The sequence below is a fragment of the Natronosporangium hydrolyticum genome, from assembly GCF_016925615.1.
Classification (GTDB): domain Bacteria; phylum Actinomycetota; class Actinomycetes; order Mycobacteriales; family Micromonosporaceae; genus Natronosporangium; species Natronosporangium hydrolyticum.
The window spans coordinates 2,387,390-2,403,423 of sequence record NZ_CP070499.1; the positions used below are offsets into that span (position 1 = coordinate 2,387,390).

The 16,034-nt window shown below is 69.5% G+C and carries 8 protein-coding genes; 5 read left to right on the top strand and 3 right to left on the bottom strand.

The window, feature by feature from the left end; all coding sequences use genetic code 11:
- The first annotated feature begins 227 nt into the window (after positions 1 to 227).
- Positions 228 to 713, top strand: coding sequence for a hypothetical protein (locus JQS43_RS10625; protein ID WP_239678906.1), 486 nt, complete (start codon positions 228 to 230; stop codon positions 711 to 713).
- A gap of 164 nt (positions 714 to 877) precedes the next feature.
- Here the strand turns inward: JQS43_RS10625 and JQS43_RS10630 are convergent, their stop codons facing one another.
- Complete coding sequence (locus JQS43_RS10630) at positions 878 to 1,600, bottom strand: Rpn family recombination-promoting nuclease/putative transposase (RefSeq protein WP_239678907.1); 723 nt, start codon at positions 1,598 to 1,600, stop codon at positions 878 to 880.
- A gap of 472 nt (positions 1,601 to 2,072) precedes the next feature.
- Between JQS43_RS10630 and pglW the strand changes: the two genes are divergently transcribed.
- The 4 genes from pglW to tnpC all read left to right on the top strand — a co-directional run bounded on the left by pglW (position 2,073) and on the right by tnpC (position 13,457).
- Positions 2,073 to 6,257 (top strand): BREX system serine/threonine kinase PglW, encoded by a 4,185-nt coding sequence (gene pglW / locus JQS43_RS10635; protein WP_239678908.1) that lies wholly within the window; start codon positions 2,073 to 2,075, stop codon positions 6,255 to 6,257.
- Positions 6,258 to 6,397: 140 nt separating this feature from the next.
- Positions 6,398 to 11,302, top strand: coding sequence for an RHS repeat-associated core domain-containing protein (locus tag JQS43_RS10640; RefSeq protein WP_239678909.1), 4,905 nt, complete (start codon positions 6,398 to 6,400; stop codon positions 11,300 to 11,302).
- A 14-nt stretch (positions 11,303 to 11,316) separates the two neighbouring features.
- Positions 11,317 to 11,841: a hypothetical protein gene (locus tag JQS43_RS10645; RefSeq protein WP_239678910.1), complete on the top strand. Its 525-nt coding sequence runs from the start codon at positions 11,317 to 11,319 to the stop codon at positions 11,839 to 11,841.
- A 182-nt stretch (positions 11,842 to 12,023) separates the two neighbouring features.
- Entirely contained in the window at positions 12,024 to 13,457 is a 1,434-nt protein-coding gene (gene tnpC / locus JQS43_RS10650) for an IS66 family transposase (RefSeq protein ID WP_239678911.1), read from the top strand.
- On the opposite strand, the gene JQS43_RS10655 is transcribed toward tnpC, so the two are convergent.
- Together JQS43_RS10655 and JQS43_RS10660 are read right to left on the bottom strand one after the other, a co-directional pair.
- A complete protein-coding gene (locus JQS43_RS10655) occupies positions 13,444 to 14,565 on the bottom strand; it encodes an ISAs1 family transposase (protein WP_275581063.1) in 1,122 nt (373 codons plus the stop codon). The two genes, tnpC and JQS43_RS10655, sit on opposite strands and share 14 nt — an antisense overlap.
- Before the next feature lie 304 nt (positions 14,566 to 14,869).
- Positions 14,870 to 15,805 carry an HNH endonuclease gene (locus tag JQS43_RS10660; protein ID WP_239678913.1) on the bottom strand — a complete coding sequence of 312 codons (936 nt, stop codon included), beginning with the start codon at positions 15,803 to 15,805 and terminating at the stop codon, positions 14,870 to 14,872.
- Between the last annotated feature and the right edge of the window lie 229 nt (positions 15,806 to 16,034).

Genomic DNA, 16,034 nt, shown 5'->3' on the forward strand with positions numbered 1-16,034 from the left:
AGCCGTGCCGGCAGCCCGTTTCGCGGGCGGGACAGCGTTGCCGATGTCACCTCGGACAGCCTGAGTGGATCCCGAAGAAGTTGCGTCCGCGGCAACCCACTCGCCCTCGGTCCCGCTCGGCGACGGCGCGCCAAGGGCCTCGCCGTCGACCCGAACAGGCCCCGCAAGGTCGGCGACCTGCTCGGCGGGCGGAGGAGCGGCAGCTTCAGCAGGCGGCGGCAGCGAGCGTGATCCTCTTGCGGGAGGGTGCGCTCACCGCTGTCCCCGATCGGGCCATGGAGTATGTCAGCGAGCAGACATGGGCGCGAATGACCCGCCGCTGGAGGGGACGCAACTGCACGGCGCTGGCATACGTGGCACGCGAGATCCTCGACGGCAGGACCCTGCTGCACGGTGGGATTGGCCGCCTGGTGGCGCACATGGTCGGCATCTTCGAAGCAAACCAACTTGCGAGACAGTTCGCCTACGAGATCTCCAGTCGGGTGCCGCTTCCGATCGTGGATGAGCAGCTCACGGTCGCCGCGCGTGGCCTGCAGCTCACCGGCATCCTCTTCTGCTGGACGCAGCAGCGGGAGCTGGCAGAGTGCGCCTGCCTCGTCGACCTGGTCAAGGTCGAAGGCAAGGGGCAGCTCAGGAGCCTGCTGCTCGCCGCCGAGGGCGACTGGGTACAGCTGCGGACCGTACCGGCTGTAGTCGCCGATGACCTGTCCTGACTCCGTGTCGCCGGCATTGGTCACGACCAACCTGACCCGAAGTCGATCTTCGGGGTGGGCAGGCAAGACTGTTCGACGTCTGAGGCGACCAAGACGTGCGCCGTAGCCCATGCACCTCTGCATCTAGTCGGCCGGCGGATCGCCGAGACTCGGACGCGGTCGGCTCAGCTCGGGTCTAGGACCTGGTCGAGGGTTTCGGCGGTGAGAGCGCGTGCGGCCCACTCGCGGAGCTGCTCGGGGGAAGCGGTGTAGAAGGCATGGGACACGTCGGGTGGGATCGGGCCGAACTTGGGGGTCAGCAGCTCTACAAGCATCGCGGCGCGGCCTCGAGCTTCGCCTTCGGCGCGGCCTCGGGCTTCGCCTCGGGCTTCGCCTTCGGCGCGGAGCATCTCCGCGGTGGTCATGTATGCCTCCTCTGCCTGCGGACCTAGCTGGCTGATCAACTTGTGTACCTGCTCAGCGGGTGCCTCGCCCACCACCTCAATGTATCGCAGCATGGGGGTGAACTCGTCGAGCCCGCCGGGCCTGGCTAACACCTCCCGCAACTCCTCCACCCAGGGTTGCAGATCTTCCGCCAGCCGAGGGTTACCCGCCGCTATCTTCAACAGCAGTAGCGTGACCCGGACCGGTGGGGTCAGCGGTCGGCGGCGCAGTGCCTGCTCGTCGATGCGGGCCAGGTCGTCGAGCAGGAAGCGGAACTCGGGCAGGAACTCTCTGGCCGCTTCGGCGGTGTCCGGGTCCAGCTGCACCAGGTCACGCAGCTGGGTGGGGCCGGTCCACCGGCGCCGGTCGTGATGCACCACCAGCGGGATAACCGCCGGCAGCCGGGTGGCGTTGGGGTGCTCGCGCAGGTAGTAATCCCAGATCCGGACCATGTACTGCAGCATCCGCCAGCACCATCGGTTTCGCTTGCAAGCTTCGCGAAACGGCCATCAACTGGTCGGTGCTGCTCTGGTGCTCGACCAGCACGTAGAGGAACGCTTCGCCGCCGGACGGCTCGTAGCTCGGAGGCAGCGTTGGCGGGTTCGCCCAGAATCCTTCGGAAGACCGCGTCGTGAGGGCCCGACTTGGGTGGCTCGACCGCCGAGCATACCCGCACCCTGGGAGAGTCGACCGTTACACTGTGGTCTGCGCCAGGGAGCTAGCCGGGCGGTGCGCCGGCCCGGTGGAGCAGTTCTGGCCGCGGGGTGCACCGGGCCAGGGCATCCCCTCGTGTGGCCGGCATCGGTCGCTAGGCTGACCCGAAGTCGACCTTCGGGGGTAGACCTGCCCAGTTTGTGGTGTAAAAATCGGGTGTGGTGGTTCGTCACGGGGTAGCGAGAGGTTACGGAAGGTCATCGGGAGGCCAGCCAGTGTCGTGTGTCGTTGTTCATGGATGAGAGTTCACCGCGGTGGGAGCAGATCAACCCGAGCGACTTCGAGCATGAGCGGCAGGGTCTCCGGGAGCTGGCGTCCTATCTGCCGGACACCGACCCGTTCCACGTTTGGGCCAACGTCGAGTTTGTCGGCACCGACGGTTCGATCAACGAGGTTGACGCGCTGGTGCTCACCCCGAGCGGGCTATATGTGCTGGAGCTTAAGCACTGGCGGGGGGAGATCGCTGGCGACGGCAGCCATTGGGTGCGCCGGATGCAGCGGGGGCGGCTCAACCCGGTCGACAACCCGTCGATTCTGGCCAACCGGAAGGCTAAGCGGCTCGCCGGCCTGATTCGCCACTACGCCCGACAGCAGGGCAAGGACCGGCAGGCGCCGTACGTCCGGGCGGCGATTTTCCTGCACGCCGAGGATATGCGGGCCACCCAGCTGGACGAGATCGGTCGACAGCATGTCTATGGGCTGGATGGGCGCGAGTCCGATTCGGGCTTGCCGAGCCTGAAGCATTTCCTGCTCGCCCGGCCGCGCAACTCCGACCACCTGGTGGATGCGGCCCTGGGCCGGCAGATCGTCGAGCTGGTCCGCGGGGCCAAGATCAAGCCGTCGGTCGCGGAGCGGAAGGTGGGTCAGCTCATCCTGCATCCCCGTCCCTTCGCCGAGGGTGTGGGCTGGCAAGATTTCCTCGCTGGGCATGTCATGGATACGGCGCTGGTGCGCCGGGTGCGGTTCTACCTGACCAGCCGGGCGCCCTCCGAGGAGGTGCCGGTGATCCGGCGGGCGGCCGAGCGGGAGTTCCGGCTGCTGCAGGGCATCTACCACCCTGGCATCGCCCGGGCCGGTGACCTGGTGGATCACCCGTGGGGGCCGGCGGTCGTCTTCGACCACAAGCAAGAGTGGGTCCGCTTCGACCAGTGGCTGGTGCAGCACGACGAGCGGCTGACCATGGCGCAGCGGCTGCAGCTGCTGCAGGACCTGGCGGAGATCGTCGACTATGCCCATTCCCGCCGGCTGGCCCACCGGGCGCTGCACCCGCAGGCCATCTACGTCAAGGACCCCGAGTCTTCTCGACCTGGGCTGGTGGTGACCGACTGGCTCGCCGGCGGCCGGTTGGCCGGTGCGACGAAGGTGACCCGGCTCAGCTCGTCCATTGACGGGGCCGGGTTGGAGCTGTTCTTCGACGACGAGGCCCGCCGCTATCAGGCGCCTGAGGCCGTGCACCGCTCGGACGCCCCCGGCGCCCAGCTCGACGTCTTCTCGCTCGGCACGATCGCCTACCGGATGTTCGCCGGTAGCGCCCCAACCTCGACCCCGGAGGAGCTGACCTCGGCGGTCCGGGACAGCGGGTTGCAACTGGCGGCGGTCGCGGACGCGATCCCGGTGTCGCTGGCGACGCTGGTCTACGACGCCACCCGCGGTGACCCGGCGCAGCGGCAGCGCACGGTCGCGGAGTTTCTGGCCGGGCTGGAGGCGGTCTGGGAGGAGCTGACCGCGCCGGACCCGGAGCCGGTGGTGGATCCGCTGGAGGCGCGCAAGGGTGATGTGCTCGATGGCGGCTTCACGGTGGTGCGGCGGCTCGGTTCCGGGGCGACCGCGACCGCGCTGCTGGTGACCCCGCCGGAGGCCGAGGCCGGGGTGCCGGCGGCGGAGCGCCCGGCGTCCCACCGGGAGCTGGTGCTGAAGGTTGCCCGGGACGAACAGCACGCCGACCGGCTGGCGGCGGAGGCGCGGGCGCTGCGCACCATGCGTTCGCACTGGCAGGTCGCCGCACTGGTGGACGGTCCGCTCGCGATCGGCGGCCGGACCACCCTGCTGTTGGAGAGCGCGGGCACGCAGACGCTGGCGGAGGACCTGGCGGGTGGCCGGCGGCTGGCGCTGGACCTGCTGGAGCGTTACGGCCGCGACCTGATGGATATCGTCACCTTCCTGGAGGGGGAGGGGGTCTGGCACCGTGACATCAAACCGGCGAACCTGGCGTCGCGGCCCCGCCCAAAGGATAGGCAGCCCCACCTGTGCATCTTCGACTTCTCGCTCGCCGCCACCCCCGCCGACCAGATCACCGCTGGTACCGCGCACTACCTCGACCCGTTCCTTGGCCCGCCGCGGCGGCTGCGGTATGACGCCGCCGCGGAACGGTTCGCCGCCGCGGTGACGCTGTATGAGATGGCGACCGGCACCCTGCCGCGCTGGGGCGATGGCGCCAACCCGGCCGCGATCAGCGAAGAGGTGTCGCTGGACCCGGCGTCGTTCGACCCGGCGATCGCCGACCGACTGATCGGGTTCTTCAGCCGGGCGCTGGCGCGGGAGGTGGCGGCACGGTTCGACACCGCCGAGGAGATGGCCGACTCCTGGCGGATGATCTTCAAGGACATCCCGGAGTCGCCGCCCGAGCCGCAGCAGGAGCCGGCGGTCACTCCAGAGTCGACCCTGGACGACGTCGGGCTCACCGCCCGCGCCCGGTCCGCATTGGAGCGGCTCGGCCTGCACACGGTGGGCGAGCTGCTCGCCTGCTCACCATCCGAGCTGACCCGCGCCAAGGGGGTGCCCGACGCCACCCGGAAGGAGATCCTGGCGCAGGCCCGGGGGCTGCGTGCGCAGCTGCCCGCCGAGCCGCCCCCACCGGCCGAGCCCACCACCGCCGCGTACGGGGTGGAGGCGCTCTGTGCGACCTTGTTGCCCGGCGAGCGGGCGAAACATCGGGCCAACGTCGAGGTGCTGCTCGGGCAGGCGCCGGCGAGCGACGGCAGCTTCCTCGGTTGGCTGTCGCAGTCGGACGCCGCAAAGTTCGTTGATCTGAAACAGCCCCAGATCTCCACGCTGCTGCGCCAGCAGGCCAAATCGTGGCTGGCCAACCCGGACCTGACCCAGGTACGCGACGAGATCGTGGCGCTGCTCGACGCGCGCGGCGCGGTCATGTCCGCCGGTGAGCTGGCGGAGGCGCTGAAGGCCGCCCGCGGCTCATTCACGGTGGAGCCCAAAGGCACCTCGCAGACGCTCGGCCTGGTCCGGGCGGCGGTCGAGGCGGAGCTGACGCGCGGCGGTGACGCCCGGCTGGCCACCCACCGGATCCGCGGCGGCGACCGGGCCGCTACCACCGTGCTGGTCGGGCGGGAGCCGGACGACCCGGACGCCGAGACCACCGCCGCCGACCTGCTCGCGTACGCGGTTCGGCTGGGGCGGCGGGCCGAGGAGTTGGCGCAGCAGGACCCGTTGCCGACCCGTGCCCGGGCGGTGGAGAGTCTGCGCGCCATCGCCGCCCCGGAGACGATGCCGGCGCTCGGTGACGCCCGGTTGTTGCAGTTGGCGGCGGCGGCGAGCAATGACGCGGCCGACGTCAACGCCCAGGGGCAGCTCTATCCGGTGGGGATGGCGGTGGCGCGGACGCTGCGGCTGGCGGCCGGCAGCCTGGTTGGCCAGCGCCTGCCCGCCGACGAGGTGCGGGCGCGGGTGCGGGCCAGGTTCCCCCGGGCCGAGGAGCTGCCCACCAGCCGGCTGGATCTGGATGGGCTGCTCGCCGCCTGCGACGTGCCGCTGGCCTGGGACAGCACCAAACAGGAGTACGCCCCGCCCACCGTCGGCGTCGGGAACACCAGCACCCGGCTGACCTCGACGGTGACCCCGGTGCTGCGGCTGGGTGACGCCGAGGAAGCCGACGCGAAGCTCGCCGCCGCGGTGGACCGGCCCGGTTTCCTGGCGGTGCTCACCCCGCTGCGGCAGCTGGCCGTCGCCCGCCGGGCGCTGCTGGGCCGGTTCCCGCTGACCGAGGTGAACGTCACCGCCATCATGCTGGAGCGGCTGCGGGCGCTGGATTACCCGTGGGAGGCGGTGGTCGCCGCCGACAGCGGCCCACCGACCGATCCGGACTTCCGCAGCCTCGCCGACCTGGTGCAGCATGAGGTGGTGCCGGCGGTCGAGGAGGCGCTGGCTACCCCGGCTCCGGTGCTGCTTACCGATGCCGCGCCGCTGGCCCGCTACGACGCGCTCGGCGTGGTGCAGCAGTTGGCCGACCCGACCCGGCCCCGGCCGGCGGCTCGGCTGCTGCTGGCGCCGGCCCGCCGGCCCGTGCCGGCGATGCTCGACGACGTGCAGCTGCCGCTGACCTCGCCGACCAACCAGTCGATCTGGTTGCCTGACACCTGGGTCAGTCTCGTCGAGGTTGTTGGCCGATCATGAGCTAGTGGACCGAGGCGCGGGCCAGAAGCGCAGATCTTGGCGGGGTGCACCGGACGAACTGGGGTAGATCCGGCCCAGCGGCCTCGCTCGAATCGACACCACTAGGTACGGTGGTCGCCGCGGGTGAGTGGAGGTGGCCGATGCCGGGTGGGGTGCGGCGGTGGGTCGGGGGTTTTCTTTCGGTGGTGTTGCTGCTGTCGTTGGCGGCGGCAGCTCCACAGTCGCTGTTGGTTGAGCCGCCCGATGTGGTGTATCGGTACGACGCCGCGGGTCGGCTGCAGGTGGTGAGTGACCCGTGGGCCGGGGAGTCGGCCTACTACCGCCACGACCCGGCGGGGAACCTGACCGAGATCGACCGGGATGTCGACCCGCCGGGTGCGGCCTGGCGCACCGCAGGACAGACCGGCCCGGCGCCGGTGGTGTCGCAGGTGGCGCCGGTGGTTGCCCGGCCGGGTGATGTAGTGACGGTGACCGGGGCGCACTTCACCGGCGACCCGCGTACCGACCTGGTGATGGTGGGCGAGGCCAGCTATGCCGAGGTGGTGTCGGCGGCGGCCGGTGAGCTGCGGGTGCGGGTGCCGCCGGTGGCGGCTACCGGGGCGGTGTCGGTGGCGACGCCGTACGGTACCGGCCACGGCGGGGACGAGTTGTTCGTGGTCCCGTGGGCGGAGGTGGAGCCCGACCGGGTCGCCGCGAGCGTGCGTACCGGGTTCGGTGAGCCGGCCGAGGTGGCGCTGGCCGCGGACGACGCGGTCGGGTTGGTGGCCTTTGACGGGATGGCGGGGCAGTCGGTGACGGTGTCCGCCGACGGTGGTGGCGGGTCGGTGTGTGAGCGGTTGCGGTTCGGTTTGAGCGGTCCGGGTGGGGTGGAGGTGGTGGGTCGGTCCGGGCGGGATGGTTGGTGTGGCGGCGATCCGGCCGGTGCGGTGCGGCTGCCGGCCGATGGGACCTACACGCTTTTGGTGACACCGGCCCAACGGGCACCGGATGCTGCGGTGAGCGTGACCTTGGTTGATGCCGGGGCTGCCGGGCCGCCGGCCGAGGCTGCGGCGTCAACGGCAGCGCCGTCAGCGCCGGCGGAGGAGATGCTGGACGGGTCGGCGATGGCGCCGGTGGCGTTGGGCACGGGGGCGTTGCGGGTGGCGCACACCGATCTGTTGCTGTGGGATGTGGTCGAGGTGCCGTTGACCAGGCGGCCGTATCCGGTGGGTGCGGCGCTGCCGCAGGACCGCGGCCCGTTCGGGATCGGTGGGCAGCTCGACTTCGCGGCCGAGCTGGTGCTCTCCTCGGCGTTGCAGTACGCCGATCTGGCGGTGCCGGGCGGGGTGGAGGTGCCGTTCGCGCGGGTCACCGACGGGGCGGACGCGGCCGGTGCGGTGTTCGAGGCGGTCGGTGCGGGTAGCCCGCTGGCGGGTGCGTCGATCCGGTGGAACGGGCACGGCTGGGATCTGACCACTGTGGACGGGGTGCGGTTGGTCTTCGCCGATGATGATCGGCGGGCCCGGCTGTGGGCGGTGGTCGACCGGCGCGGCAACCAGGTGCGGATCCACCGGGAGCGTAGCCAGACCGGCCGCAACGGTGAGGTGCTCTCGGTGCATTCGCCGTCGGGGCGGTCGTTCACGTTGGAGTATGACGACGAGCAGCGGGTGGTCGAGGCGCGGGACCACCTGGGGCGCCAGGTGGGCTACGACTACGACGCGGATGGCATGTTGGCCCATGTGAGTCTGCCCGACGGCAGTGGGCTGGGCTACGAGTATGGCGAGCGGCGGCGGATCACCGCGATCACTGACGAGGCTGGCGACCTGCTGGTCGGTGTCGACTACGACGACGGTGGGCGGGTGTCGCGGCAGGAGCTGGCTGACGGGTCCGAGTTCACTTTCGACTATGTTGAGGGTGAGCAGACCATCGAGGTCGGTGACGATCAGGCCACGGTGACGGCGGTGGTCGCGGCCGAGGTGGTGGACCCGGGCGGCAGCGTGCGCCGGGTCGAGTTTGACCGGGGCCACTGGGTCAGCGACAGCTTCGACGTGGGTGGGCACACCCATACGCTGACCGTGACCCGCGACCCGCAGACGGGGTATGTGACCGAGCTGGTCGACCCGGACGGGGTGCGCACCCGGTACGGCTATGACCCGGGTGGCAACCTGACCTCGGTGACCGAGGCGGTCGACACCGAGGCGGCGTGGGCCACCGGCTTCACCCACGAACCGGTGTGGCACGAGGTCGCGTCGGTGACCACCGGGGCAGGGCACCGGTGGGGGTTCGAGTACGACCAGGCCGGCAACCTGACCGCCGAGATTGCCCCGGACGGTTCGCGTGTCGGCTACGGCTACGACCAGCAAGGGCGGCTGACCTCGGTGACCGACCCGGCCGGCGCGGTCACCCGCATCGACTATGAGCTGGCCCACCGGGTCACCATCACCGACCCGGCAGGCAACTCGTATCAGGAGTTCTACGACGCCGGTGGCCGGCTGGCGGCGGTCACCGACCCGACCGGGCACACCCAACGTTTCGGCTACGACGCGGCCGACCGGCTGATTTCGGTGAGCGACCCGGCCGGTGGGCAGACCCGCTTCGGCTACGACGGGCGCGGCAACCTGGTTGAGTTGACCGACCCGGGCGGCGACACCACCTCGTACACCTATGATGCGGCCGATCGGGTGCTGGCCCGCACCGACCCGGCCGGGGCCGGCGACCGCTACACCTACGACGACCTGGGCCACCTGACGGCGCATGTGGACCGGCGGGGGGTACGCACCGAGTTCGATTACGACGGGTTGGGTCGGCTGGTCGCGGTCGCCTACGGGGTCGACGACGAGGGTGCCGCCGAGTCCACGGTCGAGTACCGGTACGACGCGGCCGACCGGCTGCTGGCGGTCGAAGACTCGGAGTACGGCACCATCGAGTTCGGCTACGACCCGCTCGGCCGGCTCACCTCCGAGACCACTGTCGAGGGCGAGGTGGCCTACCGGTACGACCCGGATGGCCAGTTGGTGGCCACGGTGCTGCCCGACGGCACCGAGATCGGCTACCGCTACGACGATGCGGGACGGCTGGTTGCGGTCGGGCACGACCAAGCGATGACGACCGTTAGCTACGACGACACCGGCCGGGTGGTGACGGCTGCGCTGCCCGGCGGCGTGACCGCCGACTACGACTACGACGGGCGAGGGCTGCTGGCCGAGATCAGCTACCACAACACCCACGGCGGCCAACTCGGCGACCTGCGGTACGACTACGACCAGCTGGGTCGCCGAGCCGGCGCCTCCGGCACACTCGCTGGCGTCACCCTGCCCCCGGCCCACACAGACACCCGGCACGACCCTGGCAACCGGCTCACCCATCACCAGGGCACCTCGCTGCGCTACGACCCAGCTGGCAACCTGCTCACCGACGGCACCCACACCTACACCTGGAACGCCCGTGGCCAACTGGTCGCCGTCGACGGGCCAACCTCGGCGACCTTCGACTACGACCCGTTCGGCCGGCGGGTCGCCGTCACCGCCGACGGCGACACCACCCGGTACGTCCACGACGGCGACAACGTCGCCCAGCAGCTACTGCCGGACGGGTCGACCGCGACCTACCTCACCGGACCCGGGCTCGACGAACTTTTCGCCCGCACCGTAGACGGCATTACCCACACCTACCTGACCGATGTGCAGGGCAGCGTGCTCGGGCTGGTCGGCCCCGACGGCAACCTCACCACCCAATACCACTACGACCCGTACGGCGCCACCACCGTCACCGGCACACCCGAGGCGAACCCGTTCGGCTACACCGGCCGCGAACTCGACCCCACCGGCCTCTACTACCTGCGCCACCGCTACTACCACCCCCAGCTGGGCCGGTTCATCTCCGAAGACCCGCTCGGGTTCGCCGCCGGGGACACCAACCTCTACGCCTACGTCTTCAACGACCCGATCAACCACACCGACCCGCACGGGCTCCAGGCCGCCGCCGGCATCGGGGCATGCCTGGCCACCGGAGCCTGGGCACTCGGCGAAGTCCAGGACATCCTCGACAACTTCGCCTCCATCATGGACCCCGAGGCCGGTGACCCGTTCAACGAGGCCAACCGGATTGAACTCGACCACCTCAACCGTCGCTCCTGGGACGCGTTCTGGACCTACGTCACCACCTGCGGCGCCTCCATGGCGGTCCCGTTGCCGGGTCTCGGCGCCCCACTGGCCGGCAGCCTCGGCCGCACCGCACCCACCCTCGCCGGCCGCACCCCCAGCCTGGCCACCCGCCTGCCCGGCGCCCGCCCCTCACCCACCCACATCCGCCCACCGGCCGGCGGCGGCCGACCACCAGCCGGCCGAGCCTGCAGCTTCGCCAGCGACACCCTCGTGCTGCTCGCCGACGGGAACACCACCCCGATCGCCGAGCTGGAGATCGGCGACCAGGTCCTAGCCACCGACCCGGTCACCGGGGCGACCGGATCGCGACAGATCACCCACACCTGGGCCCACATCGACACGCTGTGGGACCTGCACACCGAAGCCGGCACCATCACCACCACCGCCAACCACCCGTTCTGGAACCACACCGAGCAACGCTGGGACCGCGCCGACACCCTCCAACCCGGCGACCAACTCCTCACCCCCGACGGCCGGCCGGTCAACGTCACAGAGCTGGACAGCACCGCCACCACAGACCACGCCCACAACCTGACCGTCGCCGACCTCCACACCTACTACGTACTCGCCGGCAACACCCCAGTCCTCGTCCACAACACATGTCCTGAGGTGGCTCGCCTTACTAGTAGCCCAAATGCTCCGGTAATTAACAGCAAGACGGTCTATACGGACAGGAATGGGCGCTTCCGAATCGACGTCGAGAATCAGAACCCGGGACAGCGGGGAGCAAATATCCACCTACAGCCCATGGGGCGGGGTGGGTCGGGCAAGTACTACTATCATCAGAGTACGGGTCAGTGGATCTCAGAAAGCGGAGAGGTCCTGGCCCCAAGAATTGCAAATCAGGTTCCGCAAAGCGCGATCAACAAAGCCTATCGATACTTGGGAATTACGCCGCCGTGAAGATGAACTCTCGTATGACCAATGTTCTCATGCGTGGACCCGCGAAGCTAAGCCACGAACTGCCACCTGATCTGGATCAAGTCGCAAGGGCTGGATGGGTGCTCGGCCCTTGCGGCGCGATCCTGCTGAAATCCTTGTGGGGACGCGGATGGCGCACCAGCATCGATGCCTCAGAGGTAGGGGCATACGAGTATGAGGTGAACGATGTCTATGGTTCTCTGGCCGACCTCGCAGCGGACCAGGCGACGTACCTGAATAGAGCGGCGGTGCGAGGTTTCTCCTTTGCCACCCGTATGCTGGAATATGCCGCTGCTCTTCCGGACGCAGATCGCTTGACTGCGACAGTCGGCATATCGGTGGACGAGAAAGACGAGGATTTTTTCCTGCAGGGAGTCACTATTAGATTTTTTAGCCGTCGAGGCGATTACCCAACATGGTTCGAGGATCTGGAGCGGTATCGGAGCGAGGCGATAGCCGTAGTTGACATGGCTGATCTTGCTGGCCCCGATCCGTTAGCTAAGTTCCTTTATCGTAAGTAGTCTTTCAGGACGCTGCGATACTGCAACTCCCGTGGATACGGACAGTAGCGGTGGGTCTGTCTTGCATTACATGTTCGATGCTCTCCGTTGATAAATCGGAAAGCGGTAAGCATGAATGTAACTGGATAGGTGCTCGGTCCCGGTGAGGCTGTCTGCTGTGGATGCTGGTAGGTTGATCAGCCGTGCCCGCCGATCCGCCGCCGTCGTATGACGAGTTGGTGGCGTTGAACGCCGGGCTGGCCGCACGGCTGGAGCAGGCGCTGACGCGGATCGCTGAGCTCGAGGCCCGGTTGAAGCAGTCGTCTGGCAACTCGTCGAAACCGCCGTCGAGTGACGGGCTGGCCAAGCCGGCGCCGAAGTCGCTGCGGGGTCGTTCGGGTCGCCGGCCGGGTCGCCCGGCCGGGGGCGAGGGCACCACCCTGTCCCAGGTGGCTGACCCGGACGTGACCCTCCGGCATGTGCCGGACGCCTGTGGCGGCTGCGGTGGCGGCCTGACCGGCGCGGCCGAGGTCGCGGTCACCCGCCGGCAGGTGTTCGACATCCCGCAGCCCCAGGTGGTGGTGACCGAGCACCAGGTCGTCACCGTCGCCTGCGAGTGCGGGCAGCAGACCACCGCTGCGACACCGGCCGGGGTTACCGCGCCCGCGGTCTACGGACCTCGGATCGCCGCGATCGGCGTCTACCTGCTGCACGGGCAGTTCCTGTCCATCGGCCGGACCGCCGACGCGCTGCGTGACCTGTTCGGGCTGTCCGTCGCGTCGGCCACGGTCACCGCCTGGGTCACCCGCGCCGCCCTCGGTGTCATCGACAAGGTGCTACCGGTGATCCGTGACCGCGTCCGACACGCGCCGGTCGCGCACTTCGACGAGACCGGCATGCGCGTCGATGGTCGCCTCGCCTGGCTGCACTCGGCCTCCACACCCACCGACGTGCTCCTCACCGTGCACCGTCGACGCGGCACCGCCGCGATGGACGACGCCGGCGTACTGCCCCGCTTCACCGGCGTCGCGGTGCATGACGCGTGGGCGCCGTACGACACCTACACCGACGCGGTCCACGCCCTGTGCAACGCCCACGTCCTGCGGGAACTGGTCTACGTGGTCGACACCGCCACCGGGCAGGTCGCCGACCTCGCCGGCCAGGCCATCGGCGCCCTACGTCAACTTCACCACCTGGTCAGCCACGCCCGCGCCAGCGGCGGTGAACCCCAACCGGCCGACCTGGCCGCACAGGCCCACCTGCTGCGCTCGGCCGTCGTGCTCGGCGCCACGGCCACCGCCACCCGAGGGGACAAGCTGCAACGCAAGCACCACGCCCTGTTCGTGCGACTACGGGACCGACGCGCCGACTACCTGAGGTTCATCACCGACCCTGCCGTGCCGTTCGACAACAACGCCGCCGAGCAGACCATCCGCATGCCGAAACTCCGCGGCAAGGTCTCCGGCGGCATGCGCACCCTCACCGGAGCCGAACACTTCGCCGCGATCCGCAGCTACACCGCCACCGCCACCCGACACGCCATCAACATGCTCGACGCCCTCACCCGAGCCGTCACCGGCAACCCTTGGATCAGGGCTCCGGCGAAGTGTCGGAATGTCGGTTTCACGGCATGCTGATACCGAGGAGCTTGAGAGGCCGGTGAGCGTCGCGGGCGTTGCGGCGTAAGGCTTCGGCGATGTTGGCGGTGCCGTGGTGTTTCAGGATGCCGATGGCGAGGTTGCGTAGCCCGGCCATGGCTCTGGGTGCGGTGCCGGTGCGGACTTGGGAGGCGTCCTCGCCGTAGGTGACGTCTCGGATGTGGTGCAGGGCCTCGATGCGCCAGTGGCCGCGGATGTAGTCGGCCAGGTGGGCAGGGCTGGCTTGGTAGGCCGACAGGTTCGTGACGGCGTACATGGTGATTGTGCGCCAGCGGCGGGCGCCGATGGGTTTGGTGCGTCGGGTGATCCGCAGCGCCTGCGTCGCGTGGGGGAACAGCAGGCCGGGTGTGGTGAGCACCTGGAGGCGGCGGATCTCGTCGCGGCCGTGGCCACGGCCGCGGGTGTGGTCGCCGACCGGTACCGCACCCCAGGGCAGGGCCCCCAGCTGCCGATACAGGTGTGGCTGGTTCGGCTTGATGATGAGCACGTAGGCGGCGTGTTTGACGGTGACCAGGAACTGGGCGTGCTCACGCTGGCCGTGCAGCGCGTCGGCGGTGACCACCGTCCTGGCCAGCTCCAGACCGGTCAGCAACGGCGCGAACGCGGTGATCTCGTTGCTCTTGCCGGCTACGGCGACCTGGCCGAGCACTGCGGTCGTGTCGTGGCGCATCGCCGCCAGCAGATGCACCGCCGGAGTGGACTTCTCACCGCTGCCGCGCAAGGTTTTGCCGTCGACGGCCACGGCTGGCCATGGGTCGCGTGGGGTCGGCGGCTCGACCGCAGGCGGTGCCGGGGCCGGTGACAGGCCGTCCAGCCAGGCGCCGACGGCGGTGTCCAACGCGTCGCCGTCGATGCCGACCAGCACCCGCCGCACCGTGGACTCATCCGGCGCCCGGACCAGACCGGTCAACGGATCACCACGTACACCCAACGCGGCAAGCACCTCTGCCGGAGCGTCGGCGGCCCATTCCCCGACCGCAGCCAGCGACCTGGCACCGGCCAGCACCGCGCAGACCGCCACCGACAACAGGCTGGCCAGCCGATGCCGCACACCGCGACGATCGCGCGGGTCAGGCACCGTGGCCAAATGCGCGACCAGCCCTCGCTCGGGCGGGGTGGGCCGGTCACGGTGACCCAGACGACCGGACAGACGGGCAAGCAGGGATGATGGGGCAGCAGGAACGGTCTTCCTTCAAGATCAGAGGATTCGACACCCAAATGATCTCGAGGACCGTGCCTGCTCTCTGCTGGCGCCACGCTACGGGAGCGCCTCACCCAATAACGTCTAACCAGGACAAATCGCTACCTTGCCGGAGCCCTGGTCCGTAGCGTGAGGCGAAGTCTGCGGCGTCGTTACTGGCTCTACCAGGTGGGCGGGGTCGGCAGGCCTGTTACGAGGTGAGGTAAACCTCGTCGAGGTGGCGTTCGAGGAACTCACGGTTCGGTCGGTCCGCTGGCCGCTCAGGTACGGCGATCGGCTCCCCGGCGATCCGGTAGAGCTGCTCCCCGTTGCCGAAGTCGCTCCGCAGCCGCGGGCTGACCAGCAGCCGATGCTTCGGGTCGACCCCGAGATAGCCACGGTCGTAGAGGGTGTGGATGTCGGACCGCAGCAGCAGGCCATTGTCGAGTCGGTGCTGGCCACCGCGGGGAAGCGGTAGCACGTGTGCGGCCTGCAACACCGGTCGGATTCGGCTGCCCGTGATGGCGCATCGCCGGGCGTAGGCGTCCAGCACGACGGCCTGGAAGGCGCGTTGCCCGAGCCGCTGGGGTGCCAGGCGTGGGTCACCGTAGGTCGGCCCCGGCAGGTGCCACGGCTCGCTGTAGTCCAGCTCGATCCGCACCCCGAGTAGCCGGGTGATCAGCCCCGAGAAGTACTCCACCGCCGGGTGTTCGGCTAGGTCGTACCGTCTGCCCTGGACCAGGTTGGGGGCGAAGTCGGGCGGTGGGTCGCTGGGGTAGTCCGGCTCGAAGAACCGGGTGTCCCGGATCAGGACGCAGCCGATCACCGGGTCTTCCCACGGCTCGATCGGCGTGCGCCGGTACTGTGCGATCTGTCGGCGCAGGGCGGCGAGGCTGCTCACCCCGTTACTCTCGCCGTAGAGTTCCCAGGCCTCGGAGACCGGGAGGGCGACGAAGCCGCTGTAGAAGCCGCCGCCGACCACCCGGTTGTGCGGGTAGTGGGTCTTGAAGAAGAACGGCTCGCCCGGGTGCAGTGACCGGAATCGTCGCGCCCCGCTTGGCCGCCAGAAGTTGACCTCGTCCAGCGTGGGCCGCTCAGCGAGATACCGATACCACTCACCATCGGTAACGCCCACATACGCCCGCATGACGGTGAGTTTTCCACATGCGACGCCGACCTGTGGCGTGGCTACGCGCGGACGTGACCGAACCGCGACGTTTACCCGATACCTGCCTCGGCCGGTCGGTGGCGCGGTTGGCACCATTGGGTGTGATCCGCCGGACGGTCGTGGATCCACGTCCGGATTTGCGCCATGAAAAGATCTGGTGACCAGCGGGGTGCGCTCGGTGAGCACTAGGTCAGGTAATCCAGTGGGG